The organism is Oerskovia rustica, from assembly GCF_014836555.1.
Taxonomy (GTDB): Bacteria; Actinomycetota; Actinomycetes; order Actinomycetales; family Cellulomonadaceae; genus Oerskovia; species Oerskovia rustica.
In genome coordinates this window covers 29,724-54,863 of the sequence record NZ_JACSQQ010000012.1, presented here as the reverse complement: position 1 = coordinate 54,863, position 25,140 = coordinate 29,724, and the positions used below count along the sequence as shown (strand labels likewise).

Here is a 25,140-nt window from a genome sequence, read left to right as displayed (position 1 = left end):
CCCCCCCCCCCCCCCCCCCCCCCCCCCCCGACCTGGTAGGCCGCAGGGCCTACTTGGCCTTCTCGAGGATCTCCACCAGGCGCCACCGCTTGGTCGCGGACAGCGGGCGGGTCTCCATGATAAGGACGAGGTCACCGACACCAGCAGCGTTCTGCTCGTCGTGGACCTTGACCTTGCTCGTGCGTCGGATGACCTTGCCGTAGAGCGGGTGCTTGACCCGGTCCTCGACCTCGATCACGACGGTCTTGTCCATCTTGTCGCTCACCACGTAGCCGCGCCGCGTCTTGCGGTTGGCGCGCTGCTCAGCGGCCGTCTCGGTCACCGGTGCGGCGTTCGTTGCGTTCTCGCTCATTCCAGCCTCACTCACTCACGCTCGGTGCGGTACGGATACCGAGCTCGCGCTCGCGCAGGATCGTGTAGATCCGCGCGATGTCGCGGCGCACGGCCTTCAGGCGACCGTGGCTCTCCAGCTGGCCGGTGGCCGACTGGAAGCGGAGGTTGAAAAGCTCCTCCTTGGCCTTCTTCAGCTCGGCGACGAGCTTCTCGTCGTCGAACGTGTCAAGCTCGCTCGAAGCCAGTTCCTTGGTTCCGATAGCCATCAGTTGCCACCACCCTCGCGCACCACGAAACGGCACTTCATCGGGAGCTTGTGGATCGCGCGGCGCATGGCCTCGCGAGCCAGGGGCTCCGGGACACCGGCCAGCTCGAAGACGATGCGGCCGGGCTTGACGTTGGCGATCCACCACTCGGGCGAACCCTTACCAGAACCCATGCGGGTCTCCGCCGGCTTCTTGGTCAGCGGGCGGTCCGGGTAGATGTTGATCCAGACCTTTCCGCCTCGCTTGATGTGACGGGTCATCGCGATACGAGCAGCCTCGATCTGGCGGTTCGTGACGTACGCAGGCTCGAGAGCCTGGATGCCGAACTCGCCGAACGCGATCTGGTTGCCACCCTTCGAGGCGCCGGAGCGCGAGGGGTGGTGCTGCTTACGGTGCTTCAGCCTGCGCGGGATCAGCATGCTCAGGCCTCCGTTCCGGACTCAGGAGCCTTCTCGGCGACAGGTGCCTCCGCCCCTGCAGCTGCAGGTGCCTCGGACTGTGCCGGACGCTCGTTGCGACGGCCGGCGCCACGACGGTCTCCACCACGGTCAGGACGGTCGCCACCGCGGGGGCCACCACGGCCCTGGCGGGGAGCGGCGGTCGCCTGCTGCGCAGCGAACTCCTTCTCGGTCATGTCGCCCTTGTAGATCCACACCTTGACGCCGATACGGCCGAACGTGGTGCGGGCCTCGAAGAAGCCGTAGTCGATGTTCGCGCGGAGCGTGTGCAGCGGCACACGGCCTTCGCGGTAGAACTCGGAGCGGCTCATCTCGGCGCCGCCGAGACGGCCCGAGCACTGGACACGGATGCCCTTGGCGCCGGCGCGCTGCGCGGACTGCATGCCCTTGCGCATCGCACGGCGGAAGGACACGCGGCTCGCGAGCTGCTCGGCGATCCCCTGGGCCACGAGCTGAGCATCGATCTCAGCGTTCTTGACCTCGAGGATGTTGAGCTGGACCTGCTTGCCCGTGAGCTTCTCGAGCTCGCCGCGGATGCGGTCTGCCTCTGCGCCACGGCGGCCGATGACGATGCCCGGGCGTGCCGTGTGGATGTCCACACGCACACGGTCACGGGTGCGCTCGATCTCGACCTTGGAGATGCCGGCACGCTCGAGGCCGGTGGCCATGAGCTTGCGGATCTGCACGTCCTCACGGACGTAGTCGCGGTACCGCTGTCCGGGCTTGGTGCTGTCGGCGAACCAACGCGACCGGTGGTCGGTGGTGATGCCGAGGCGGTACCCGTGCGGGTGAACCTTCTGTCCCACTATCGGGCCCTTCCCTTCGTGTCTTCGCGCGGAACGAGAACCACGGTGATGTGGCTCGTCCGCTTGAGGATCTGGCTCGCGCGCCCCTGAGCGCGAGGCCGGAACCGCTTGAGGGTCGGGCCCTCGTCCACGAACGCCTGGGCAACGACGAGCTCCTGCTCGTCGAATGCCACGCTCGCGCGGTCGGCCTTCACCCGTGCGTTCGCGATCGCGCTCTCCACGACCTTGCGGATCGGCTCACTCGCGGCCTGCGGTGCGAACTTCAGCACCGCGACGGCCTCGGTGGCCTGCTTGCCACGGATGAGGTCCACGACGCGCCGGGCCTTCTGGGGCGTGACACGGACGAACCGCGCCTGCGCCTTGGCTTCCATTGCTGTCCTGCCTTCTTGTCTCGTCATGACGTTCGGAGTCGTCGTCTCGTGATCTGCGTCTGCACGCAGATCAGCGACGACGGCCCTTCTTGTCGTCCTTCACGTGGCCGCGGAAGGTCCGGGTGGGTGCGAACTCGCCGAGCTTGTGGCCAACCATCGACTCGGTGACGAACACCGGAGTGTGCTTGCGCCCGTCGTGCACGGCAAAAGTGTGACCGAGGAAGTCGGGCGTGATGACCGACCGACGGGACCAGGTCTTGATGACGTTCTTGGTCCCCTTCTCGTTCTGGACGTCCACCTTCTTCTGAAGGTGTCCGTCGACGAAGGGGCCCTTCTTCAGGCTGCGTGGCATCTGTCAGGCTCCTATCAGCGCTTCTTGCCGGTACGGCGACGACGCACGATCAGCTTGTCGCTCGGCTTGTTGGGACGGCGGGTACGGCCTTCAGGCTGGCCCCAGGGGCTCACCGGGTGGCGTCCACCGGAGGTCTTGCCTTCACCACCACCGTGCGGGTGGTCGATCGGGTTCATGGCGACACCACGGACGGAGGGGCGCTTGCCCTTCCAACGCATACGGCCAGCCTTGCCCCAGTTGATGTTCGACTGCTCGGCGTTGCCCACCTCGCCGACCGTGGCGCGGCAGCGCAGGTCGACGTTGCGGATCTCACCGGACGGCATACGCAGCTGGGCGTAGGGACCGTCCTTGGCGACGAGCTGCACCGACGCACCAGCCGAACGGGCGATCTTCGCGCCGCCACCGGGCTTGAGCTCGATGGCGTGGATGACCGTACCGGTCGGGATGTTGCGCAGCGGCAGGTTGTTGCCGGGCTTGATGTCGGCGCCTGCGCCGTTCTCGATGACGTCGCCCTGCTTCAGCTTGTTCGGCGCGATGATGTAGCGCTTCTCGCCGTCCGCGTAGTGCAGGAGCGCGATGCGTGCCGTGCGGTTGGGGTCGTACTCGATGTGAGCGACCTTCGCGGGCACGCCGTCCTTGTCGTGACGACGGAAGTCGATGACTCGGTATGCGCGCTTGTGGCCACCACCCTTGTGACGGGTGGTGATGCGACCGGTGCTGTTGCGGCCACCGCTCTTGGTGAGCGGACGGACCAGCGACTTCTCCGGCTGCGAGCGCGTGATCTCGACGAAGTCGGCAACGCTCGAGCCGCGGCGGCCGGGCGTCGTCGGCTTGTACTTACGGATTCCCATGGGGATCTGTCCTCAATCTGCTCTCGTCCGGCCTCAGCCGACCGGCCCGCCGAAGATGTCGATCGTGCCCTCGCGGAGGGTGACGATCGCACGCTTGGTGTCCTTGCGCTTGCCCAGCCCGAAACGCGTCCGCCGGGTCTTGCCCTTGCGGTTGATCGTGTTCACGGAGGCAACCTTGACCGAGAAGATCTGCTCGACGGCGATCTTGATCTCGGTCTTGTTGGCCCGCGGGTCCACGAGGAAGGTGTACTTACCCTCGTCGAGGAGCCCGTAGCTCTTCTCGGAGACCACCGGCGCGAGCAGGATGTCGCGGGGGTCCTTCGTCACGGCGGTCACTTCGCGGCCTCCTCGGCCTCGTCAGCTGCTTCCGACTCGGACGCGACGGCCTTGACCGAAGAGCCCGTGGCGGGTCCGGCGAGGAACGCAGCAAGTGCGCCCTCGGTGAAGACCACGTCGTCGGAGACGAGCACGTCGTAGGTGTTCAGCTGGTCAGCGACCAGGAGGTGCACCTGCTCCGCGTTGCGGAGGGACTTGCTCGTCAGCTCGTCGCCGCGCTCCAGCACCACGAGCACGTGCTTGCGGGGAGAGAGGTTGGCGAGCGAGTTGATCGCGGCCTTGGTCGACGGCTGGCCGTCGATCCCGAAGCCGGTCACGACGTGGACACGGCCGGCACGAGCCCGGTCGGAGAGGGCGCCGCGCAGTGCAGCAGCCTTCATCTTCTTGGGGGTGCGCTGGCTGTAGTCGCGCGGCGTCGGGCCGTGAACGACCCCACCACCGGCGAACTGAGGTGCACGGGTCGAACCCTGACGGGCGCGGCCGGTGCCCTTCTGCTTGTACGGCTTGCGTCCACCACCGCGGACCTCGCCGCGGCTCTTGGTGTCGTGCGTGCCCTGACGGGCTGCAGCGAGCTGCGCGACGACAACCTGGTGGATCAGCGGGACGTTCGTCTGGACGTCGAACACCTCGGCGGGAAGGTCGGTGGTGCCGGCCTTCTTGCCCGTGGCGTCGAGGACGTCGACAGTGAGAGCTGCCATGAGTGTCATGCTCCCTTCACGGCGCTACGCACGAGGACGACGCCGCCCTTGGGGCCGGGCACTGCGCCCTTGACGAGCAGCAGACCCTTCTCTGCGTCGACCGCGTGGACGGTCAGGTTCTGCGTGGTCTGACGGTCGAAGCCCATCCGACCAGCCATGCGCACGCCCTTGAAGACTCGCGACGGGGTCGAGGCCCCACCGATCGAACCAGGCTTGCGGTGGTTGCGGTGCGCACCGTGGGAGGCACCCACGCCGTGGAAGCCGTGACGCTTCATGACACCGGCGGTGCCCTTGCCCTTGGTGGTGCCCACGACGTCGACCTTCGCGCCGGCCTCGAAGGCCTCCGCGGTGATCTCCTGGCCGAGGGTGTACTCACCGGCATCGGTGGTGCGGATCTCGGTCACGTGACGGCGCGGCGTGACGCCGGCCTTCTCGAAGTGGCCCTTGAGGGGCTTCGTGACCTTGCGCGGGTCGATCTGGCCTGCGGCCAGCTGGACCGCGGCGTAACCGTCGGTCTCCGCGGTGCGGACCTGGGTCACGACGTTCGTGCCCACGGCGACGACCGTGACGGGGACCAGGCGGCCTGCCTCGTCCCAGAGCTGGGTCATGCCGAGCTTCGTGCCGAGCACGGCCGTGACGGGCCGCTCGTTCTGCTGGGGCGTAGTCATGTTGTCCTCCCGCCTCAGAGCTTGATCTCGATGTTCACGTCCGCAGGCAGGTCGAGACGCATGAGCGAGTCGACGGCCTTCGGCGTGGGATCGATGATGTCGATAAGCCGCTTGTGCGTGCGCATCTCGAAGTGCTCGCGGCTGTCCTTGTACTTGTGAGGCGACCGGATGACGCAGAAGACGTTCTTCTCCGTCGGCAGCGGCACCGGGCCCACGACCGTTGCACCAGCGCGGGTGACAGTGTCGACGATCTTGCGCGCCGAGCTGTCAATCACCTCGTGGTCGTAGGACTTGAGCCGGATGCGGATCTTCTGTCCCGCCATGGCGTCGTCTGACTCTCTCTCTCGAACCGCTAGCTGTCCGACCCCCGCGCTCGGGCGTGTCGCCTATCGCGACCTACCGAGCGCACGCACCGAGAACGGTGCAGGGCCGTTGGATATGTGAACCGCTGACACATCGGGCCAACTGCTGGCGCCCGACGGCGTCACCGCCGTTCACAACGTTGTCGAGCCTGTGCAGAACCTGAGCTCCGCGGGGTCCTCGATCTGTGTCGACAGAGAGTTCAACCCGCGGCAACCTCGGAACACCGAGGTCCGCATGCTTAGCGGTTCAACACACTGTTCGACACATGAAAGAGCGCACCCGTAACAGGCAACCTGAACAGTCTGCCACAGGAATCCGTGGAAGACCAATCGTCGTGCGTGAGGCACCAGCCGCTCGGGCCGACCGTCACGCGGCGACCGACGTGCTCACGCGTCGAGCGGGGCACGTCGTTCATCCAGGGTAACCGCACGTGGCGCTCTCGCCGAACTCTGTGACCAGAACCACCGGCCGACGGGACGCGGCAAGACCTGCCGGCTCACTCCGGCACGGCGGTCCGCACACCCCTCACCAGCACGGATGCCCGCTCGGGCGCTTTCCGGGCATCACCACGCTGAAGCACTTCGCCGATCACAGATTCTCGGCTCGACCGGACTTCGCTCCGCTCGCTCCTCCGCCCGGAAGGCGCCCGATCTGGCGAGCACCGAGCGAGCCCCGTGCGCCGCTCGACCCTGCGACCGCCGCGGGCGCACCCGAAGACCTCGGCGAGCGGCGCCGTCGGGCACGCATCCGCCCCGGAACGGGCGCCACTCCCCCGCAGCCCTCCGTGCCGCTGCCCGGCAGGGCAGGGCAGGCCACGAGACGCGCGGCGTCCGTGCACCACGAGGGCACTCCCCGGGGCGACGAGCGGCCCCGCGCCCTCGCTGCCGCGCCTCCCGTGCGGGGCGACCCCGCGGGAGCCCCCGCCCCGACCGCGTCCTGCTCCCCCGGGTACGCCGAAGGGCCCGGGTACCTTGCGATACCCGGGCCCTTCGGTCCATCCTCCCCGGGCCCCCGAGCGCGAGGCTCAGGTGCTGCCGGGATGGATCAGGAGATCAGAAGATCACTTGATGATCTTCGTGACACGGCCCGATCCGACCGTACGGCCGCCCTCACGGATGGCGAAGCCGAGGCCCTCCTCCATGGCGATCGGCTGGATCAGCTCGACCGTCATCTCGGTGTTGTCGCCGGGCATGACCATCTCGGTGCCCTCGGGCAGCGTGATGACGCCGGTGACGTCCGTGGTGCGGAAGTAGAACTGCGGGCGGTAGTTCGAGAAGAACGGGTTGTGACGCCCACCCTCGTCCTTGCCCAGGATGTAGACCTGAGCCTCGAAGTCGGTGTGCGGGGTGATCGAACCCGGCTTGACGACGACCTGGCCGCGCTCGACGTCCTCGCGCTTGATGCCGCGGAGCAGCAGACCGGTGTTGTCGCCGGCCTGAGCCTCGTCCATCTGCTTGTGGAACGTCTCGATACCCGTGACCGTGGTCTTCTGCGGGTTGCGGATGCCGACGATCTCGACCTCGGAGTTGACCGCGAGGGTGCCGCGCTCGACCTTGCCGGTGACGACGGTTCCACGACCGGTGATCGTGAAGACGTCCTCGACGGGCATGAGGAAGGGCTTGTCGAGCTCACGGACGGGCTCGGGGACGTTCTCGTCCACGGCCTCCATGAGCGCCTCGACGGACTTGACCCACTCGGGGTCGCCCTCGAGAGCCTTCAGACCGGAGACGCGGACCACGGGGGCCTCGTCACCGTCGAAGCCCTGCGAGGAGAGGAGCTCGCGCACCTCCATCTCGACGAGCTCGAGGATTTCCTCGTCCTCGACCATGTCGGACTTGTTCAGCGCGACCAGCAGGTAGGGGACACCCACCTGGCGGGCGAGCAGAACGTGCTCACGCGTCTGAGCCATCGGGCCGTCGGTGGCGGCGACCACGAGGATCGCGCCGTCCATCTGAGCAGCACCGGTGATCATGTTCTTGATGTAGTCGGCGTGACCGGGAGCGTCGACGTGAGCGTAGTGACGCTTCTCCGTCTCGTACTCGATGTGCGCGATGTTGATCGTGATACCGCGCTGCTTCTCTTCCGGAGCCTTGTCGATCTCGTCGAACTTGAACTCGGGGTTCACGTCCGGGTACTTGTCGTGCAGCACCTTGGAGATCGCTGCCGTCAGCGTGGTCTTACCGTGGTCGACGTGACCGATGGTTCCGACGTTGACGTGCGGCTTGGTCCGCTCGAACTTGGCCTTCGCCACTGGGGTCCTCCTGGGACTTGGGTAGTTGTGCCGAACGATGCAGATGCGCAAGACATCTGCGGGGCGTGCGGGTCGCTACAGGTTGATGGTTGTTACAGGGTCTTCGACCTGTGGGGACTCACTCGCCCCGGGTCTTCTTGATGATCTCTTCGGCAACGTTCCGAGGGACCTCGGCGTAGCTGTCGAATGACATCGAGTACACAGCGCGACCCTGGGTCTTCGACCGCAGGTCACCGATGTACCCGAACATCTCGGACAACGGTACTTGAGCACGGACGACCTTGACACCCGTCGCGTCCTCCATGGACTGGATCATGCCGCGACGAGAGTTGAGGTCGCCGATCACGTCGCCCATGTACTCCTCGGGCGTACGCACCTCGACCGCCATGACCGGCTCCAGCAGAACCGGGTCCGCCCGCTTGACGCCCTCCTTGAGGACCATCGAGCCGGCAATCTTGAACGCCATCTCCGAAGAGTCGACATCATGGTACGCGCCGTCGATGAGCGTAGCCTTCACGCCCACGAGCGGGAAGCCGGCGAGGACACCCAGCTGGAGGGCGGCCTGGATACCGGCGTCGACCGACGGGATGTACTCACGCGGGATGCGACCACCGGTGACGGCGTTCTTGAACTCGTAGAGCTCGCCGCCCTCGGTCAGGTCGAGAGGCTCGAAGGTGACCTGCACCTTGGCGAACTGACCCGAACCACCGGTCTGCTTCTTGTGCGTGTAGTCGATCTTCTCCGCGGTACGGCGGATGGTCTCGCGGTACGCGACCTGCGGCTTGCCGACGTTGGCCTCGACGTTGAACTCGCGACGCATGCGGTCGACGAGGATGTCGAGGTGGAGCTCGCCCATGCCGCCGATGACGGTCTGGCCGGTCTCCTCGTCGAGCTTGACGCGGAAGGTCGGGTCCTCCTCGGCGAGCTTCTGGATGGCGACCGAGAGCTTCTCCTGGTCGGCCTTCGTCTTGGGCTCGATGGCCACGTCGATGACGGGCTCCGGGAAGGTCATCGACTCGAGGACGACGGGGTTCGCGATGTCACACAGGGTGTCACCGGTCGTCGTGTCCTTGAGGCCGATGAACGCGTAGATGTGGCCGGCGCTGCCGAGCTCGACCGCGTTCTCCTTGTTGGAGTGCATCTGGAAGATCTTGCCCAGACGCTCCTTCTTGCCCTTGGTCGCGTTGAGCACCTGGGTGCCCGGCGTGACCTGGCCGGAGTAGACGCGGACGTACGTCAGCTTGCCGAAGAACGGGTGCGAGGCGACCTTGAACGCGAGGGCCGAGAACGGCTCCGTGGCGTCGGGGTGGCGCTCGACGACCTTCTCCTCGTCCTTGACGTCGTGGCCGTTGATGGCCGGGACGTCGAGGGGCGACGGCAGGAAGTCGATGACCGCGTCGAGCATGGGCTGGACGCCCTTGTTCTTGAACGCGGAGCCGCAGAGCACCGGGAAGGCCTCGCCCGAGACGGTGAGCTTGCGGATCGCGGACTTGATCTCCGCGACCGTCAGCTCTTCGCCGTTGAGGTACTTCTCGAGGAGCTCCTCGTCGGCCTCGGCGACGTTCTCGACGAGCTCGGCACGGTAGGTCTGCGCCTTCTCGAGGAGGTCCGCGGGGATCTCCTCGATCTCGTAGGCCTCGCCCATCTTCGTCTCGCCGCGCCACACGAGTGCGCGCATCTCGAGCAGGTCGACGACGCCCGTGAACTCGCTCTCGGAGCCGATCGGCAGCTGGATGACCAGCGGCTTGGCCTTGAGGCGGTTCACGATGGTGTCGACCGTGAAGTAGAAGTCCGCGCCGAGCTTGTCCATCTTGTTGACGAAGCAGATGCGCGGGACGTTGTACTTGTCGGCCTGGCGCCAGACGGTCTCGGACTGGGGCTCGACGCCCTCCTTGCCGTCGAAGACAGCAACAGCGCCGTCGAGCACACGCAGGGAGCGCTCGACCTCGACCGTGAAGTCCACGTGGCCGGGGGTGTCGATGATGTTGATCTGGTTCTTGTTCCAGAAGCAGGTCACGGCGGCAGACGTGATCGTGATGCCGCGCTCCTTCTCCTGCTCCATCCAGTCGGTCGTCGATGCGCCGTCGTGCGTCTCACCGATCTTGTAGTTCACCCCGGTGTAGAACAGGATGCGCTCGGTGGTCGTGGTCTTACCGGCATCGATGTGGGCCATGATGCCGATGTTGCGGACCTTGTTCAGGTCGGTCAGCACGTCAAGTGCCACGGGTACTTCCCCTTTGTGTGGGTTGAGTCGGGGGCGCTGCTTCTACCGAAGCCGGCCGGACCCGCCGACGGCCCCGGGGGTGAACCCCCAGGGCCGGTCGGGCGGACTACCAGCGGTAGTGCGCGAAGGCCTTGTTGGACTCGGCCATCTTGTGCATGTCCTCACGACGCTTGACCGCGGCACCGAGGCCGTTGCTGGCGTCGAGGATCTCGTTCATGAGGCGCTCGGTCATGGTCTTCTCGCGACGAGCGCGCGAGTAGTCCGTGAGCCAGCGCAGCGCCAGCGTCGTGGAACGCGTGGGGCGCACCTCGACGGGGACCTGGTAGGTCGCGCCACCGACACGGCGCGAACGGACCTCGAGGGCCGGGCGCACGTTCTCGAGAGCACGCTTGAGGACGACGACGGGGTCGCCGTCGGTCTTCGCGCGGACACCCTCGAGGGCACCGTAGACGATCGCCTCGGCGGTCGACTTCTTGCCGTCCAGGAGGACCTTGTTGATGAGCTGGGTGACGACCGGGGAACCGTAGACAGGGTCGACGATGAGCGGCCGCTTCGGGGCGGGGCCCTTACGAGGCATTAGCTCTTCTCCTTCTTGGCACCGTAGCGGCTGCGAGCCTGCTTGCGGTTCTTGACGCCCTGGGTGTCGAGTGCGCCACGGACGATCTTGTAGCGGACACCGGGGAGGTCCTTCACACGACCGCCGCGGACGAGCACGATGGAGTGCTCCTGGAGGTTGTGGCCGACACCGGGGATGTACGCGGTGACCTCGATCTGGGACGAGAGCTTCACGCGTGCGACCTTGCGCAGTGCGGAGTTCGGCTTCTTGGGGGTGGTGGTGTACACACGCGTGCACACACCACGCCGCTGCGGGGAACCCTTGAGGGCGGGAGTCTTGGACTTCCCTGCCTTCGAGGTCCGCCCCTTGCGGACGAGCTGCTGGATCGTAGGCACTACGTCTCCGTGTCTTCTCGAGCTGGACCGGGGTGATCCCCGGCGGTGGTCTCAACGGGCTGTGGGCGCCGACGGCAAACGGCACCTGCGACGCAGAGCGTCGCAATCGCCACGTACCACCGGCTCGATGGTCCGGGCTGGGCTCGCGACCGATCCGAGGATCGGCCGAAGAGATCAGCTCCGGAATGCTCGCGCACTCACATCGGCACGCTGGAATCGACACAGCGTGCACGACGGCGCGGGCACGGTTTACTACGTTACCTGCCACGTGGCAGGTAGTCAAAGAGCGAGGGGGTGATCCCGGCGCGTCCTGCGCGCCGGAACCACCCCCTGTGCTACTCGGTCCGCCGTGACCCGACGACGCAGGGTCGCCGGGTCATGGCACCGGGATCAGCGGTAGTCGCCGAAGTCCAGGTCCTCGAGCGGGATCGCCTCGCCGGAGCCCATGCCGAGCCCCTGGAAGTCGATCTCGTCGTAGCCGAAGCTCGGGTAGAGCTCCGTCTTGGCCTGCTCGGTCGGCTCGACCTCGACGTTGCGGTAGCGGGGCAGACCCGTACCGGCCGGGATGAGCTTACCGAGGATGACGTTCTCCTTGAGGCCGAGGAGCGGGTCACGACGACCGCTCATCGCCGCCTCGGTGAGGACGCGCGTCGTCTCCTGGAAGGAGGCCGCCGACAGCCACGAGTCCGTCGCGAGCGACGCCTTCGTGATGCCCATCAGCTCGGGACGGCCGGAAGCCGGCTGGCCACCTTCCGACACCGCGCGACGGTTGGCGTCCTCGAAGCGGCCACGCTCGGCGAGCTCGCCCGGCAGGAGCTGCGAGTCGCCCGAGTCCAGCACGGTCACGCGACGCAGCATCTGCCGCACGATGACCTCGATGTGCTTGTCGTGGATGTCCACGCCCTGGGAGCGGTAGACCTCCTGGACCTCGTCCACCAGGTGCTTCTGGGTGGCGCGGGGGCCGAGGATGCGCAGGACCTTCTTCGGGTCCACGGCGCCCTGGACGAGCTGGGTGCCGACCTCGACGTGGTCGCCGTCGCTGACGAGGAGGCGCGAACGCTTCGTCACCGGGTAGGCCAGCTCCTCGGAGCCGTCGTCGGGGGTCAGGACGATGCGGCGCGTGCGCTCCGCCTCGTCGATCGTGATGCGACCCGAGAACTCCGCGATGGGGCCCTCACCCTTCGGGGTACGTGCCTCGAAGAGCTCGGTCACACGGGGCAGACCCTGCGTGATGTCGTCCGCGGAGGCCACACCACCGGTGTGGAAGGTACGCATCGTCAGCTGCGTGCCGGGCTCACCGATCGACTGGGCCGCGATGATGCCGACGGCCTCGCCGATGTCGACGAGCTTGCCGGTGGCCAGCGAGCGGCCGTAGCACTTCGCGCACGTGCCGACGCGGGACTCGCAGGTCAGGACCGAGCGGACCTTGACCGTGTCGATCCCGGCCGCGAGCAGGGCGTCGATGACCAGGTCACCGGCGTCGTCCCCCGCCTTGGCGATGACGTTGCCGTCCGCGTCCTCCACGTCGGAGGCGAGGGTGCGCGAGTAGATGCTCGTCTCGACCTTGTCGTGACGGACCAGACGGTCGCCGATCTTCTCGCCCACGGGCAGCGTCAGGCCACGCTCGGTGCCGCAGTCCTCCTCGCGGACGATGACGTCCTGCGACACGTCGACCAGACGACGGGTCAGGTAGCCCGAGTCGGCGGTGCGCAGAGCGGTGTCGGCGAGACCCTTGCGGGCACCGTGCGTCGCGATGAAGTACTCGAGGACCGAGAGGCCCTCGCGGTAGTTGGACTTGATCGGGCGAGGGATGATCTCACCCTTCGGGTTCGCCACGAGGCCGCGCATACCGGCGATCTGACGGACCTGCATCCAGTTACCACGAGCTCCCGAGCCGACCATCGTGTAGACGGTGTTGCGCTCCGGGAAGCTCGCACGCATCGCGGTCGCGACCTTGTCGGTGGCCTGCGTCCAGATCTCGATGAGCTCCTGGCGACGCTCGTCGTCGGTGATCAGACCGCGGTCGTACTCCTGCTGCACCTTCAGGGCACGAGCCTCGTGCTCCTCCAGGATCGCCGCCTTCGCCGCGGGGGTCGCGACGTCGGAGATGGCGATGGTGACACCCGAACGGGTGGCCCAGCGGAAGCCGGCCTCCTTGAGCGCGTCGAGCGAGGCTGCGACCTCGACCTTGGGGTAGGTCTCGGCGAGCTCGTTGACGATCGTCGAGAGCTTCTTCTTGTCGACGATGCCGTTCACGTAGCCGTAGCTGACGGGCAGCGTCTCGTTGAAGAGCGCGCGGCCGAGGGTCGTCCCGAAGACGAAAGGCTCTCCGGGGACGAAGCCCTCGGGGGCCTCGCCCTCGGCGAAGACCAGACCGTCCATGCGGATGCTGACCTCGGCGTTCAGGTCCAGCGAGCCGGCGTCGAAGGCCATGATGGCCTCGGCGACCGAGCTGAACGCGCGCCCCGCGCCCTCGGCGTCCTTCTTGTCGTTCGTCAGGTGGTACAGACCGATGATCATGTCCTGCGAGGGCATGGTCACCGGACGGCCGTCCGACGGCTTCAGGATGTTGTTGCTCGAGAGCATGAGGATGCGCGCCTCGGCCTGGGCCTCGGCCGACAGCGGCAGGTGCACGGCCATCTGGTCACCGTCGAAGTCCGCGTTGAACGCGGCACACACGAGCGGGTGCAGGTGGATGGCCTTGCCCTCGACCAGCTGGGGCTCGAAGGCCTGGATGCCGAGACGGTGCAGCGTGGGTGCACGGTTGAGCAGCACGGGGTGCTCGGTGATGACCTCTTCGAGGACGTCCCACACGACCGGACGGGCACGCTCGACCATGCGCTTGGCGCTCTTGATGTTCTGCGCGTGGTTCAGGTCCACGAGGCGCTTCATCACGAAGGGCTTGAAGAGCTCGAGGGCCATCTGCTTGGGCAGACCGCACTGGTGCAGCTTGAGCTGCGGGCCGACCACGATGACCGAACGGCCCGAGTAGTCGACACGCTTGCCGAGCAGGTTCTGACGGAAGCGACCCTGCTTGCCCTTGAGCATGTCGGAGATCGACTTCAACGGACGGTTGCCGGGGCCCGTGACCGGGCGACCACGACGGCCGTTGTCGAAGAGCGAGTCCACAGCTTCCTGCAGCATGCGCTTCTCGTTGTTGACGATGATCTCCGGAGCGCCCAGGTCGAGCAGACGCTTGAGGCGGTTGTTCCGGTTGATCACGCGGCGGTACAGGTCGTTCAGGTCCGAGGTCGCGAAGCGGCCACCGTCGAGCTGCACCATGGGGCGCAGGTCCGGCGGGATGACCGGGACGGCGTCCAGCACCATGCCCGTGGGCGAGTTGGTGGTGGTCAGGAACGCGTTGACGACCTTGAGGCGCTTGAGCGCACGGGTCTTCTTCTGGCCCTTGCCGCTGCGGATGATCTCGCGCAGGAGCTCGGCCTCGGCGACCAGGTCGAAGTCCTGGAGACGCTTCTGGATCGCCGCGGCGCCCATCGAGCCCTCGAAGTAGTTGCCGTAACGGTCCTGGAGGGCGCGGTAGAGCATCTCGTCGCCCTCGAGGTCGGCGACCTTGAGGTTCTTGAAGCGGTCCCAGACCTGGTCCAGGCGGTCGAGCTCGGCGTCGGACCGCTTGCGGATCGACGCCATCTCGCGCTCGGCCGAGTCGCGGACCTTGCGGCGGGCGTCGGCGCGAGCGCCCTCGGCCTCGAGCGCGGCCAGGTCGGCCTCGAGCTTCTGGGCACGGGTGTTGATGTCGTTGTCGCGACGGTCCGTGATCTCCTTCTTCTCCAGGTCGATCTCGTTCTGGAGGTTGGGGAGGTCTTCCTGACGGCCCTCGACGTCGACCGACGTGATCATGTAGGCGGCGAAGTAGATGACCTTCTCGAGGTCCTTCGGCGCCAGGTCGAGGAGGTAACCGAGGCGGGAGGGCACACCCTTGAAGAACCAGATGTGCGTGACGGGGGCGGCGAGCTCGATGTGGCCCATACGCTCACGGCGCACCTTCGAGCGCGTCACCTCGACGCCGCAGCGCTCGCAGATGATGCCCTTGAAGCGCACGCGCTTGTACTTGCCGCAGTAGCACTCCCAGTCCCGGGTGGGGCCGAAGATCTTCTCGCAGAAGAGTCCGTCCTTCTCGGGCTTGAGGGTGCGGTAGTTGATGGTCTCAGGCTTCTTGACCTCGCCGTGAGACCAGTCACGGATGTCGTCTGCCGTGGCCAGTCCGATACGCAGCTCGTCGAAGACATTGACGTCGAGCAAGGTGGTCCTACTTCCTTCGTCTGCCGGCCTGTCCGGGGTTCGTCCCGGCCGGCGCGGTGGAGGTGCTACAGAGTGTCGGGTGGCGGTGGGGGCGTTCGTTCACGCCCGCCCCCCCCCCCCGCTTCCGAGATCAGATCTCGTCGATCGTGGATGCTGCGTTGGGGCGACGCGACAGGTCGATGCCGAGCTCCTCGGCAGCGCGGTACACGTCGTCGTCGGACTCACGCATCTCGATGGAGACACCGTCGCTCGAGAGCACCTCGACGTTCAGGCACAGCGACTGCATCTCCTTCAGGAGAACCTTGAAGGACTCCGGGATGCCCGAGTCGGGGATGTTCTCGCCCTTGACGATCGCCTCGTAGACCTTCACGCGGCCCGGGACGTCGTCGGACTTGATCGTCAGCAGCTCCTGGAGGGTGTACGCCGCGCCGTATGCCTCGAGCGCCCACACCTCCATCTCGCCGAAACGCTGTCCACCGAACTGTGCCTTACCACCCAGCGGCTGCTGCGTGATCATCGAGTACGGGCCGGTCGAGCGGGCGTGGATCTTGTCGTCCACCAGGTGGTGGAGCTTCAGGATGTACATGTAGCCCACGGAGACCGGCTCCGGGAACGGCTCGCCGGAGCGGCCGTCGAACAGACGTGCCTTGCCGTCGCGGCCGACCATGCGGTTGCCGTCACGGTTCGGGAGCGTCGTGGAGAGCAGACCCGTGAGGGCCTCCTCCTCGAGCCCGTCGAAGACCGGCGTCGCCACGGGGCGGCCCGGCTCGGACGAAGCAGCGACCGCAGGGACGTGCTCCTTCCAGGACAGGTCGCCCTCGCCGGCTGCGCCGTCGGTCTGCGAGATGTCCCAGCCCTGCTTCGCGACCCACCCGAGGTGGGTCTCGAGGACCTGGCCGACGTTCATACGACCGGGGACACCCAGCGGGTTGAGGATGACGTCCACCGGGGTGCCGTCCTCGAGGAAGGGCATGTCCTCGACGGGGAGGATCTTCGAGATGACACCCTTGTTGCCGTGACGGCCGGCGAGCTTGTCGCCGTCCGTGATCTTGCGTCGCTGCGCGATGTACACGCGGACCAGCTGGTTCACGCCGGCGGGCAGCTCGTCGCCGTCCTCGCGGTTGAACTCGCGGACGCCGATGACGGTGCCGGACTCGCCGTGGGGAACCTTGAGCGACGTGTCGCGGACCTCGCGGGCCTTCTCACCGAAGATGGCGCGCAGGAGGCGCTCCTCGGGGGTCAGCTCGGTCTCGCCCTTGGGCGTGACCTTGCCGACGAGCACGTCGCCCGCGCCGACCTCTGCACCGATGCGGATGACACCGCGCTCGTCGAGGTCCGCCAGGACGTCCTCGGAGACGTTCGGGATGTCCCGCGTGATCTCCTCGGGGCCGAGCTTCGTGTCGCGGGCGTCGACCTCGTGCTCCTCGATGTGGATCGAGGACAGGACGTCGTCCTGCACGAGGCGCTGCGACAGGATGATCGCGTCCTCGTAGTTGTGGCCTTCCCAGGACATGAACGCGACGAGCAGGTTGCGGCCGAGCGAGAGCTCGCCCTCGTCCGTCGCGGGGCCGTCGGCCAGCACGGAGCCGACCTCGACGCGAGCGCCCTCGTCGACGACGACGCGCTGGTTGTACGACGTGCCCTGGTTCGAGCGGCGGAACTTCGCCGCGCGGTAGCTCGTCGTGGTCGCGTCGTCGTTCGCGACGACGATCAGGTCCGCGGAGACCTCGGTGACGACACCGGGCTTGGTGGCGACGATGACGTCACCGGCGTCGATGGCTGCACGACGCTCCATGCCGGTACCCACGAGCGGGGCCTCGGAACGGACCAGGGGCACGGCCTGACGCTGCATGTTGGCACCCATGAGTGCGCGGTTCGCGTCGTCGTGCTCGAGGAACGGGATGAGGGCGGTCGCGACCGACACCATCTGGCGCGGCGAGACGTCCATGTAGTCGACCTCGGTGCCGAGGACGTCAGCCGTCTCGCCACCCTTGGTGCGGACCAGGACGCGCTCGGCACGGAACGAGCCGTCGGCGTTGAGCTCGGTGTTCGCCTGGGCGATGACGTAGCGGTCCTCGTCGTCGGCCGTCAGGTAGACGACCTCGTCGGAGACCTTGCCCGCCTCGACCTTGCGGTACGGCGTCTCGATGAACCCGAACGGGTTGATGCGCCCGTAGGAGGCGAGCGAGCCGATCAGACCGATGTTCGGGCCCTCAGGGGTCTCGATGGGGCACATGCGGCCGTAGTGCGACGGGTGGACGTCACGGACCTCCATGCCGGCACGGTCACGGGACAGACCACCCGGGCCCAGCGCGGACAGACGACGCTTGTGCGTCAGGCCGGCGAGCGGGTTGTTCTGGTCCATGAACTGCGAGAGCTGCGAGGTGCCGAAGAACTCCTTGATCGACGCCACCACGGGGCGGATGTTGATCAGGGTCTGCGGCGTGATCGCCTCGACGTCCTGGGTCGTCATGCGCTCACGCACGACGCGCTCCATGCGGGACAGGCCGGTACGGACCTGGTTCTGGATGAGCTCGCCCACGGCGCGGATACGACGGTTGCCGAAGTGGTCGATGTCGTCGGTCTCGACGCGGATCTCGACGGGCTCGCCGGCACGCGTGCCGGGGAGGGTCGTGACCTCGGCGTGCAGGGCCGCGAGGTACTTGATCGTCGCGACGATGTCCGTGACGGACAGCGTGGAGTCACCCAGGGGCGCGTCGACGCCGAGCTTCTTGTTCGCCTTGTAGCGGCCGACCTTCGCGAAGTCGTAGCGCTTGGGGTTGAAGTAGAAGTTCTCGAGGAGCGAGCGACCGGCCTCGACCGTGGGCGGCTCGCCCGGACGGATCTTGCGGTAGAGGTCGACGAGCGCCTCTTCCTCGGTGTGGACATGGTCCTTCTCGAGCGTGTCGAGCACCGACGGGAAGTCAGCGAACTCCTCGCGGATCTGCGACTCGGTCAGGCCGAGGGCCTTGAGCAGGACCGTGACGGACTGCTTGCGCTTGCGGTCGACGCGGACGCCGACGGCGTCGCGCTTGTCGATCTCGAACTCCAGCCACGCACCGCGCGACGGGATGATCTTCGCGGAGTAGATGTCCTTGTCGCTGGTCTTGTCGGCCTGGCGCTCGAAGTACACACCGGGCGAACGGACGAGCTGCGAGACGACGACGCGCTCGGTGCCGTTGATGATGAAGGTGCCGCGTGCGGTCATGAGCGGGAAGTCGCCCATGAAGACCGTCTGGCTCTTGATCTCACCGGTGTTGTAGTTCACGAACTCCGCGGTGACGAAGAGCGGCGCGGCGAAGGTGAAGTCCTTCTCCTTGCACTCCTCGGCCGAGTACTTCGGGGGCTCGAAGCGGTGGTTGGAGAAGGAGAGAGACATGGAGGAGCCGAAGTCCTCGATCGGGGAGATCTCCTCGAAGATCTCCTCGAGACCCGACGTCGCGGGGACGTCCTGGCGACCGGCGGCGGCCGCGGCGTCGACGCGTGCGCGCCACGCCGGGTTGCCCAGCAGCCAGTCGAAGCTCTCGGTCTGGAGCCCGAGCAGGTCGGGCACCTCGAGAGGCTCGTAGATCTTGGCGAAAGATACGCGCCGGGAAGCGGTGCGGTTCGCGATAGCGTCGGCGGACGGAGCAGAAGGGGTGCGCGAGGCAGCCAAGAGGGGTCCTTCCCTGCAGATCGATTGCACGCTGTACGCTGCGTGGCTGGAGGACCTCTTCCCCCTGAGGCTGCCGTGGTGCACGATGGACGCACACCGAAGACGGTCCGGGCAGTTCAGAGGGTGCCGAGGGCACACGCGAGCGCAAAGCGCTAGCATACCCGGCCCAGTCAAGCGTGTCCAGCGACGCGAAATCGCGGCCTGTCAAGACCGTCGTCACGCCCACTGCACTCCCCCACCGGGCCGGTGAGGACATCTTCTCGGTGGCCGCCATATGCCGCCCAAGAACACGAAGAAACTCCCTGCCCGACGGCGTCCGCCACCTTCCCGTGGAAGGTGAGCTCCGGCGTCGGGCCGGGAGACGAAGAGGCGACGAGAGGCCCGCACCCCGGGGGGTACGGGCCTCGTCGCCTGTGCTACCTGTCAGGCCGCGCGAGGCGACCTGTCATGCGATACCGCCCCGAAGGGCAGTGATCACTTGACGGTGACGGTTGCGCCGGCGCCCTCGAGGGCAGCCTTGGCCTTGTCAGCAGCGTCCTTGGCAACGTTCTCCAGGACGGGCTTGGGGGCGCCGTCAACGAGGTCCTTGGCCTCCTTCAGGCCGAGGCTCGTGAGGGCACGCACCTCCTTGATGACCTGGATCTTCTTGTCGCCGGCAGCCTCGAGGATGACGTCGAACTCCGTCTTCTCCTCGACCTCCTCGGCGGCAGCGGCCGCGGGGCCTGCAACGGCGACGGCGGCCGGAGCGGCCGCGGTGACCTCAAAAGCGTCCTCGAACGCCTTCACGAACTCGGAGAGCTCGATGAGGGAGAGGCCCTTGAACTGCTCGATGAGCTCTTCGGTGCTGAGCTTCGCCATGATGGCGGTCCTTTCGGTTGGTGCTCGGCAGCAGCCCTGTCAACGATCCACAGAGCCCTGCTGGAAGCAGAGGGGGTGGGTGCGTGCTGCGTGATCCTCCGAGGAGGGTCAGGCGGCAGCGCTCTCCGATTCCTGCTTGAGGCGCAGGGCATCGATGGTGCGGACGGCCTGCGAAGCGGGCGCGTTGAACAGGTATGCCGCCTGGTAGAGCGGCTGCTTGAACGCGCCGGCCAGCTTGGCCAGCAGGACCTCGCGGGACTCGAGGTCCGCGAGCTTGGTGATGTCCGCAGCGGTCAGGGAGCGTCCGTCGAGGACACCGCCCTTGATGACCAGTGCGGGGTTCGCCTTGGCGAAGTCACGCAGGCCCTTGGCCGCCTCGACCGGGTCACCGGTCACGAAGGCGATGGCCGAGGGGCCCTTGAAGTCGGCGTCGATCTCGATGCCGGCTTCCTTGGCCGCGATGGCGGTCAGCGTGTTCTTCACCACGGCGTAGGTTGCGTTGCCGCTGAGCGACCGACGCAGCTGCTTGAGCTGCGCGACGGTGAGCCCGCGGTACTCGGTCAGCACGGCCGCGTTCGACTCGCGGAAGTTCTCCGTGAGCTCTGCGACTGCGGCTGCCTTGTCCGGCCTCGCCATGGCAATCCTTCCGGTGGTGGTGCCACCGGTCTCCGCAGGGCGGGGGCCCTGGGGGGTGAGGTCCTGCGGAGACGAGAAGAGCCCCGCGCAGGCGCGGGGCTCGAAGTGCAGGCTCTCGCCCGCTCCGTGAACTCTCACCTGCGCTGGCCTCCGCACTTCTGCGGGACTTCGGTCCGGACTGCAACTGACGAGTCAGTGGGCAGGACGGTACGACCGGCGGTCTTGGGTACTGGAACAGGGTACGTGAGGTCGGCGCCTGGTCCAAATCCGGTCCGACAGCGCCGCAGGGCGCCGCGCTGTGCGGCGCAGCGCCCGCAGTCGGGGCGCCGAAGGACACGCCTCCGCGCAGGCCCCCTCAGACCGCGAGCGGCCCGAAGCAGACCAGGGGAACCGGTTCCTCCTCGCTCGCGACCGCGGCCGCGAGCGCGTCCCCCGGCGTGGCCCCCGCCCGCAGCTCGCCGTGAAACTCGGGCATGACCCGCGCGGCGACGTCGTCCCGCAGCGGGGCGACGCTCGACACGACGGCCGCTGCCCCCAGCCGGAGCAGGACGCTCGTGAGCCCCAGCGGCTCACCACCGATCCGGACCGTCGACAGCCCCGCCTCGCAGGCCGAGAGGACGACCACGGCGCCTCGGAGGTCCACGCCGTCGAGCTCGTGCGCGAACAGGGGGCCGTCCGCGAGCCGCAGCGAGGAGAACAACGGGTTGTCGGTCTCGTGCCGGCCGTGCGTCGCGAGGTGGACGACCGCGGCCGACGGGAGCCTCTCGACCGTGGCCGAGCAGGTGGCCTCCTCGCCGGTCAGGACCGTGGCGCTCTCCCACGTCCTCGCCACGGCCTCGGCCTCGGCCTCCGCCGCCCGTAGTCCCGGTCCCGCCACGACCACGACGTCGGGCTTGGTCTGCTCGACCGTCGACTCCTGCAGGTCGATCCACGAGTTGACCCACGTCCGGCGTCCCGCGCGTGAGGGCAACGAGGACCACGGCACGGCGAGCAGCAGGTCGCGCGCGGCGATGTGCAGGTCGCCCTGCGCGTCGATCGGCGCGAGGACCTCGCGGTCGAGCCACGCCAGGCTCCGGTCGAGCGACGCCCGGGCGGCGGCCCGCATGGGCGCCGGGATCAGCCCGTTCGACAGGACGTCGAGGTCCGCACGCGCACGCCGGATGCGCTCGCCGACCTCCACCATCGGGGCCAGCCGGATCATGCTCAGCCCCGAGGCGTCCGCCCGCAGGACGCGGAGCGTCTCGTCCGCGACGACGAAGTCCGCGACGACCGTCGACGCGCTCGCCGTCGACAGCGCGCGGCGCAGGCGGCGTGCGGTGACCGCGGTCGGCGTCTGCGCTCCCCCTCCGTCCTGCCAGGCCCGACGCCGAGCAGCCTCCTGCAGCCGTCGCGCCTCGCTCAGGTGCGCACGCCGGCGCTCGAGACGTTCACCCGAGGGGTTCGCCCCCAGGAGCCTCGCAGACTCGATCTCCTGGCGCGCACGGGTGAGGAGCTCGGCGGACTCGGCGTCGGACGGCGGCACGACCCTCCCGCTGCCGGCGACGGTCGCACGTCCACGCTCGACGGCGTCGAGCAGCGCCGCGGCGCGGCCGGTACGCAGGGCCGCGGCCACGTCCACGTGCCCCAGGCGCACCCCGTGGACCGCGGAAGCCGTCACGGCGTCGACCGACCCCAGCCCTTCGCGGTGCTCCGCCAGCATGCGCTGCCCCTTGCGCACGGCACGGAGCGCAGCGCCACGCTCCCCGGTGGCGAACGCCAGCTGGGCCGCCACTGCCTGGTGCTGCAGACGCAGCGGCAGCGCCACCCGCCCGAGGTGCCCCGGGACCCGCGAGAGGACCTCGCGCGCGCCCGCCGGGTCCTTCGCCGCCAGGAGCCACTCTGCCGCGAGGAGCTGTGCGGGGACGGTCACCCCACGCCCACCGGCCTCACCGAGCGCGGCCCCCACGTCCGCGAGAGCGAGCGCACGGGCCGCCCGACGGCGTGCCACGCCGACCGAGAGGCCCGCCGAACGGTCCTCGGCGAGCCGCGCCTGGAGCTCGGCGACCCGAGCCCGGGCAGCCCAGGGGTCGTTGCCGATCCGGTCGAACCTGGCCGCGGCCGCGCGGGCCTGACGCTGCGCCTCGGTGTAGCGGCGGAGCCCCACGAGGCACTGTGCACGCAGCAGCTCGACCTCGGCGACGTCCCTGACCATCCGGTTGCGGACGAGGTGCTCGCGCGCCTCGGCGAGCGTCGAGTCGGCGTCCGAGAGCAGTCCGGCCTCGAGAAGAACCTGCGCCTTGTCGATGAGGCCCACGGAGGCGTGCCGTTCGGGAGCACCGCGCTCCGCCTCCTCCATGGCGCGCAGGGCTGTCGGCAGGTCGCCGCCGAGGTACTTCGCGTAGCCGAGGTTGTGCTGCGCCTTGGACGCGAGCAGCGCGTCCCCCATGTCCTCCGCGCGCCGCACCACCTCGGCAAGGTCCGCCTCGGCCCGATCGAGGTTGCCCAGCTCGAGGTGCAGCGACCCCCGGTTCAGGAGGAGGACGGCGGCGTCGAGCGGCGTCGCCACGTCGATGAACCGAGCGGCAGCGTCCATCTCCTCGACCGCCTCGACGACCCGGCCGGTGCGCAGCCGGAGCAGGCCACGCTGTCCGCCGACCACGAGCTGCAGGTCCTCGGGCCCATGGGCCTCTACCCACGCCTGGGCCTGCTCGAGCAGCTCGAGCGAGCGATCGACGTCACCCTCGTACTCGAACCTGGAGATCGCCAGACCGATCAGCGCACGGACGTGGGCGTAGCTGTTGTCCGGGTCGTCCGCGAAGGTCGGTTCCTCGAGATCCGCGAGGATGGTGCGGAAGAGCTGGGCGGCCCGGGCATGACGCCCCCGCGCGTTGGTCCCCGACGCGAACTCGAGGCGTGCGCGCAGGGTCCGGCCACCGCTGCGCGCCACGCCGTCACCTCATTCCGCGGTCACCTCCGTGGGGACCAGTCCAGTGGCCAGGGTAATGGACTGCCACAGCCATGCGCAGCGTCCGGGCGCTCCTTCACCCGGTACCACGGCGCTCGGCGACGTCGGGTCGGCCGCGGCGTCGTCGAGCAGGTAGGACGCGAGCTCGCCGGCCAGCACGGGCCCTGCGAAGGACGTACCGCTCCAGGTAGCGAACCCGCCCTGAAACCCCTCGGGGTCGATCGTGGCCCGGTTGCCGTCCGACCAGAGCTCCTTGAGCCATCGGCTGGGGGCCACCGCGCCGTCCATCGTCGTCGGCGCCGTCGAGACGAGAGCGGCGCCGGGACGCACGCACGTGACCCATGGCCCGTCGTTGCTGAACAGGGCGGTGGTCCCGTCCGGGTTCTGCGCCCCGACCGTGAGCACCGGCGGCTCGTCGCGCAGGAGCGTGACACCCTGCAGCGGCACGGGCGGCGTCTGCCGACGGTCGATGCGCGGCGCGAACGCCGCAGGGTAGCTCGGCCTGGTCTGCCCGTCGTTCCCGGACGAGACGACGACCAGCACCCCGTAGCGCCGGAGCGCCCGCAGGACGGTGCCGAAGGGAGCGTCGAAGTCCGCGTCCTCGGGGCGCTCGTGGTAGTACCCGAGCGAGAGGACCAGGACGTCGATCGGCGCGTAGCCGTCCCGCCCGACGAGTCCCAGCACGTGCCACAGAAGCACACGACGCAGGGAGCGCAGGAGGTCTCGTTCGGGGATGACCCCGGCACCGCCGTAGAGACGAGGAGCCAGGATGACCGCGTCGGGGCACTTCTGGTGGACGAGCCCGGCGATGAACGTGCCGTGCCCGGCGACCGGGTCGAGCGGGCCCGTCAAGGGAGAGATCGACACCCCTCCGATCTCGGGGTCCTCGTACTCGTACTCCGTCTCCGGGAGGACGGACAGCGGCTCTCCGAGGAGCTCGGGGTCTCGCACGACGATCGTCCCTCGAGTCTCCGGGGCGGCGTCGAACCAGGGGTGCGCGCCCACCCCGGTGTCCAGGACCGCCACGACGGGTCGGCGGGTCCCGTCCGCGGCGGTGAAGTCGTCGGCACCGACGGCGAGCCGCCGTGCGGGGACGGGACCGACCCAGTTCACGGGGGTCCGCCCGCCCGAGCCGGGTGTCGCGTACTCCGCGGTTCCCGTGACGGGGAAGGGCTGGGTGTAGGGGAACGGCTGGGTGTAGGGGAACGGCTGCGTGTACGGGAACGGCTGCGTGTACGGGAAGGGCTGCGTGTACGGGAACGGCTGCGTGTACGGCTGGCCACCGATGGCGGGCCCCGCCGCGGGCGCGATCATGTGGTCGAGGCCCACCCGCGGGCTGCACCTGTCATCGGGACACAGGCGTCCACCGAGCTTCTCGATGACCTTCCAGGCGTCGGGGAGCTCCCCCTCGCTGCCGCCCTTCTGCCGCAGGCGCGCCGACAGCCCGAAGACGCGTCGCAGGTCACGGGTCGTCTCGCGGTCCAGCCCCGCCCGGGTGATGAGCTCCGCGTCACTCCTGCTGGCCTCCTCGACCTCGACCGTCAGGTCGAACTTCGCCGCGGCCTCCTCGAGCCAGCGCAGCGAGCGGTTGCCGGTCAGGTCGTCCGGAGACTCGGGAACCAGGACCCGGTCCCCCACGTACCAGGTGGGGTGCGGCGAGGACTGCCCGGCCCGACGCGGTGCGGTGATCGGGTCGAGGGTCCGCGTCCGCCACTGCAGCCGGTTCGGTCGGTCTCCGAAGGGCCGCCCGCCCGGCGGGACAGGCGGCGTGGCCGACTGCTCAGGGGTCTCACTCATCGGTGCTCCAATGCACGAAGGGGACTACCGTCGGGTCGATCGGCCCGGCGTGCCGAGATGAC

General features: G+C 68.3%; 21 protein-coding genes. All 21 read right to left on the bottom strand.

The genetic code is table 11. The annotated features are described in order from the left end of the window. Positions 1-49: 49 nt before the first annotated feature. Positions 50-352 (bottom strand): 30S ribosomal protein S17, encoded by a 303-nt coding sequence (gene rpsQ / locus H9652_RS08845; RefSeq protein WP_030151931.1) that lies wholly within the window; start codon positions 350-352, stop codon positions 50-52. A gap of 7 nt (positions 353-359) precedes the next feature. Next, the gene (gene rpmC, locus H9652_RS08840; RefSeq protein ID WP_030151932.1) at positions 360-599 is read right to left on the bottom strand and encodes a 50S ribosomal protein L29; all 240 of its coding nucleotides are present in this window, start codon (positions 597-599) and stop codon (positions 360-362) included. After that, positions 599-1,018, bottom strand: coding sequence for a 50S ribosomal protein L16 (rplP, locus tag H9652_RS08835; RefSeq protein ID WP_030151933.1), 420 nt, complete (start codon positions 1,016-1,018; stop codon positions 599-601). Before rplP ends, rpmC begins: the two co-directional genes overlap by 1 nt. Before the next feature lie 2 nt (positions 1,019-1,020). Continuing rightward, complete coding sequence (gene rpsC, locus H9652_RS08830; RefSeq protein ID WP_030151934.1) at positions 1,021-1,863, bottom strand: 30S ribosomal protein S3; 843 nt, start codon at positions 1,861-1,863, stop codon at positions 1,021-1,023. Next, positions 1,863-2,234 (bottom strand): 50S ribosomal protein L22, encoded by a 372-nt coding sequence (gene rplV / locus H9652_RS08825; RefSeq protein ID WP_030151935.1) that lies wholly within the window; start codon positions 2,232-2,234, stop codon positions 1,863-1,865. The genes rpsC and rplV overlap by 1 nt, the downstream gene beginning before the upstream one ends. A gap of 70 nt (positions 2,235-2,304) precedes the next feature. After that, positions 2,305-2,586, bottom strand: coding sequence for a 30S ribosomal protein S19 (gene rpsS / locus H9652_RS08820; RefSeq protein ID WP_012867940.1), 282 nt, complete (start codon positions 2,584-2,586; stop codon positions 2,305-2,307). A 14-nt stretch (positions 2,587-2,600) separates the two neighbouring features. Continuing rightward, positions 2,601-3,437: a 50S ribosomal protein L2 gene (gene rplB, locus H9652_RS08815; protein ID WP_030151936.1), complete on the bottom strand. Its 837-nt coding sequence runs from the start codon at positions 3,435-3,437 to the stop codon at positions 2,601-2,603. A 33-nt stretch (positions 3,438-3,470) separates the two neighbouring features. After that, entirely contained in the window at positions 3,471-3,773 is a 303-nt protein-coding gene (gene rplW / locus H9652_RS08810) for a 50S ribosomal protein L23 (protein ID WP_030151937.1), read from the bottom strand. Further along, complete coding sequence (gene rplD / locus H9652_RS08805; protein WP_138825547.1) at positions 3,770-4,471, bottom strand: 50S ribosomal protein L4; 702 nt, start codon at positions 4,469-4,471, stop codon at positions 3,770-3,772. Before rplD ends, rplW begins: the two co-directional genes overlap by 4 nt. 5 nt (positions 4,472-4,476) lie before the next feature. Then, positions 4,477-5,139 (bottom strand): 50S ribosomal protein L3, encoded by a 663-nt coding sequence (gene rplC / locus H9652_RS08800; RefSeq protein WP_030151939.1) that lies wholly within the window; start codon positions 5,137-5,139, stop codon positions 4,477-4,479. A 14-nt stretch (positions 5,140-5,153) separates the two neighbouring features. Then, the gene (gene rpsJ / locus H9652_RS08795; protein ID WP_012867945.1) at positions 5,154-5,462 is read right to left on the bottom strand and encodes a 30S ribosomal protein S10; all 309 of its coding nucleotides are present in this window, start codon (positions 5,460-5,462) and stop codon (positions 5,154-5,156) included. A gap of 1,100 nt (positions 5,463-6,562) precedes the next feature. Continuing rightward, positions 6,563-7,753, bottom strand: a complete 1,191-nt coding sequence (tuf, locus tag H9652_RS08790) for an elongation factor Tu (protein WP_138825549.1) — start codon at positions 7,751-7,753, stop codon at positions 6,563-6,565. A 118-nt stretch (positions 7,754-7,871) separates the two neighbouring features. Further along, on the bottom strand, positions 7,872-9,977 hold the full coding sequence (gene fusA, locus H9652_RS08785; protein ID WP_191795917.1) for an elongation factor G: 2,106 nt from the start codon (positions 9,975-9,977) through the stop codon (positions 7,872-7,874). A 106-nt stretch (positions 9,978-10,083) separates the two neighbouring features. Then, the gene (gene rpsG / locus H9652_RS08780) at positions 10,084-10,554 is read right to left on the bottom strand and encodes a 30S ribosomal protein S7 (RefSeq protein ID WP_030151942.1); all 471 of its coding nucleotides are present in this window, start codon (positions 10,552-10,554) and stop codon (positions 10,084-10,086) included. Continuing rightward, a complete protein-coding gene (gene rpsL / locus H9652_RS08775; protein ID WP_030151943.1) occupies positions 10,554-10,928 on the bottom strand; it encodes a 30S ribosomal protein S12 in 375 nt (124 codons plus the stop codon). The genes rpsG and rpsL overlap by 1 nt, the downstream gene beginning before the upstream one ends. A 390-nt stretch (positions 10,929-11,318) precedes the next feature. Continuing rightward, on the bottom strand, positions 11,319-15,188 hold the full coding sequence (locus tag H9652_RS08770; RefSeq protein ID WP_138825553.1) for a DNA-directed RNA polymerase subunit beta': 3,870 nt from the start codon (positions 15,186-15,188) through the stop codon (positions 11,319-11,321). Between the two features lie 130 nt (positions 15,189-15,318). Further along, positions 15,319-18,843: a DNA-directed RNA polymerase subunit beta gene (gene rpoB / locus H9652_RS08765; protein ID WP_191795916.1), complete on the bottom strand. Its 3,525-nt coding sequence runs from the start codon at positions 18,841-18,843 to the stop codon at positions 15,319-15,321. A gap of 474 nt (positions 18,844-19,317) precedes the next feature. Further along, positions 19,318-19,701 (bottom strand): 50S ribosomal protein L7/L12, encoded by a 384-nt coding sequence (rplL, locus tag H9652_RS08760; RefSeq protein WP_030151946.1) that lies wholly within the window; start codon positions 19,699-19,701, stop codon positions 19,318-19,320. Positions 19,702-19,809: 108 nt separating this feature from the next. Then, positions 19,810-20,337, bottom strand: a complete 528-nt coding sequence (rplJ, locus tag H9652_RS08755; protein WP_030151947.1) for a 50S ribosomal protein L10 — start codon at positions 20,335-20,337, stop codon at positions 19,810-19,812. A 355-nt stretch (positions 20,338-20,692) separates the two neighbouring features. Then, the gene (locus tag H9652_RS20275) at positions 20,693-23,263 is read right to left on the bottom strand and encodes a CHAT domain-containing protein (protein WP_191795915.1); all 2,571 of its coding nucleotides are present in this window, start codon (positions 23,261-23,263) and stop codon (positions 20,693-20,695) included. Between the two features lie 9 nt (positions 23,264-23,272). Beyond that, a complete protein-coding gene (locus H9652_RS08745; protein WP_191795914.1) occupies positions 23,273-25,078 on the bottom strand; it encodes a S8/S53 family peptidase in 1,806 nt (601 codons plus the stop codon). Between the last annotated feature and the right edge of the window lie 62 nt (positions 25,079-25,140).

What these genes read in the sequence shown, in the direction of transcription:
- H9652_RS08745 (WP_191795914.1), bottom strand. Translation starts at nt 25,078, where the DNA reads ATGAGTGAGACCCCTGAGCAGTCGGCCACGCCGCCTGTCCCGCCGGGC.
- rplL (WP_030151946.1), bottom strand. Translation starts at nt 19,701, where the DNA reads ATGGCGAAGCTCAGCACCGAAGAGCTCATCGAGCAGTTCAAGGGCCTC.
- rpsS (WP_012867940.1), bottom strand. Translation starts at nt 2,586, where the DNA reads ATGCCACGCAGCCTGAAGAAGGGCCCCTTCGTCGACGGACACCTTCAG.
- rplB (WP_030151936.1), bottom strand. Translation starts at nt 3,437, where the DNA reads ATGGGAATCCGTAAGTACAAGCCGACGACGCCCGGCCGCCGCGGCTCG.
- rpmC (WP_030151932.1), bottom strand. Translation starts at nt 599, where the DNA reads ATGGCTATCGGAACCAAGGAACTGGCTTCGAGCGAGCTTGACACGTTC.
- rpsJ (WP_012867945.1), bottom strand. Translation starts at nt 5,462, where the DNA reads ATGGCGGGACAGAAGATCCGCATCCGGCTCAAGTCCTACGACCACGAG.
- rplD (WP_138825547.1), bottom strand. Translation starts at nt 4,471, where the DNA reads ATGGCAGCTCTCACTGTCGACGTCCTCGACGCCACGGGCAAGAAGGCC.
- rplJ (WP_030151947.1), bottom strand. Translation starts at nt 20,337, where the DNA reads ATGGCGAGGCCGGACAAGGCAGCCGCAGTCGCAGAGCTCACGGAGAAC.
- rplV (WP_030151935.1), bottom strand. Translation starts at nt 2,234, where the DNA reads ATGGAAGCCAAGGCGCAGGCGCGGTTCGTCCGTGTCACGCCCCAGAAG.
- rpsQ (WP_030151931.1), bottom strand. Translation starts at nt 352, where the DNA reads ATGAGCGAGAACGCAACGAACGCCGCACCGGTGACCGAGACGGCCGCT.
- rplC (WP_030151939.1), bottom strand. Translation starts at nt 5,139, where the DNA reads ATGACTACGCCCCAGCAGAACGAGCGGCCCGTCACGGCCGTGCTCGGC.
- rplP (WP_030151933.1), bottom strand. Translation starts at nt 1,018, where the DNA reads ATGCTGATCCCGCGCAGGCTGAAGCACCGTAAGCAGCACCACCCCTCG.
- rpsG (WP_030151942.1), bottom strand. Translation starts at nt 10,554, where the DNA reads ATGCCTCGTAAGGGCCCCGCCCCGAAGCGGCCGCTCATCGTCGACCCT.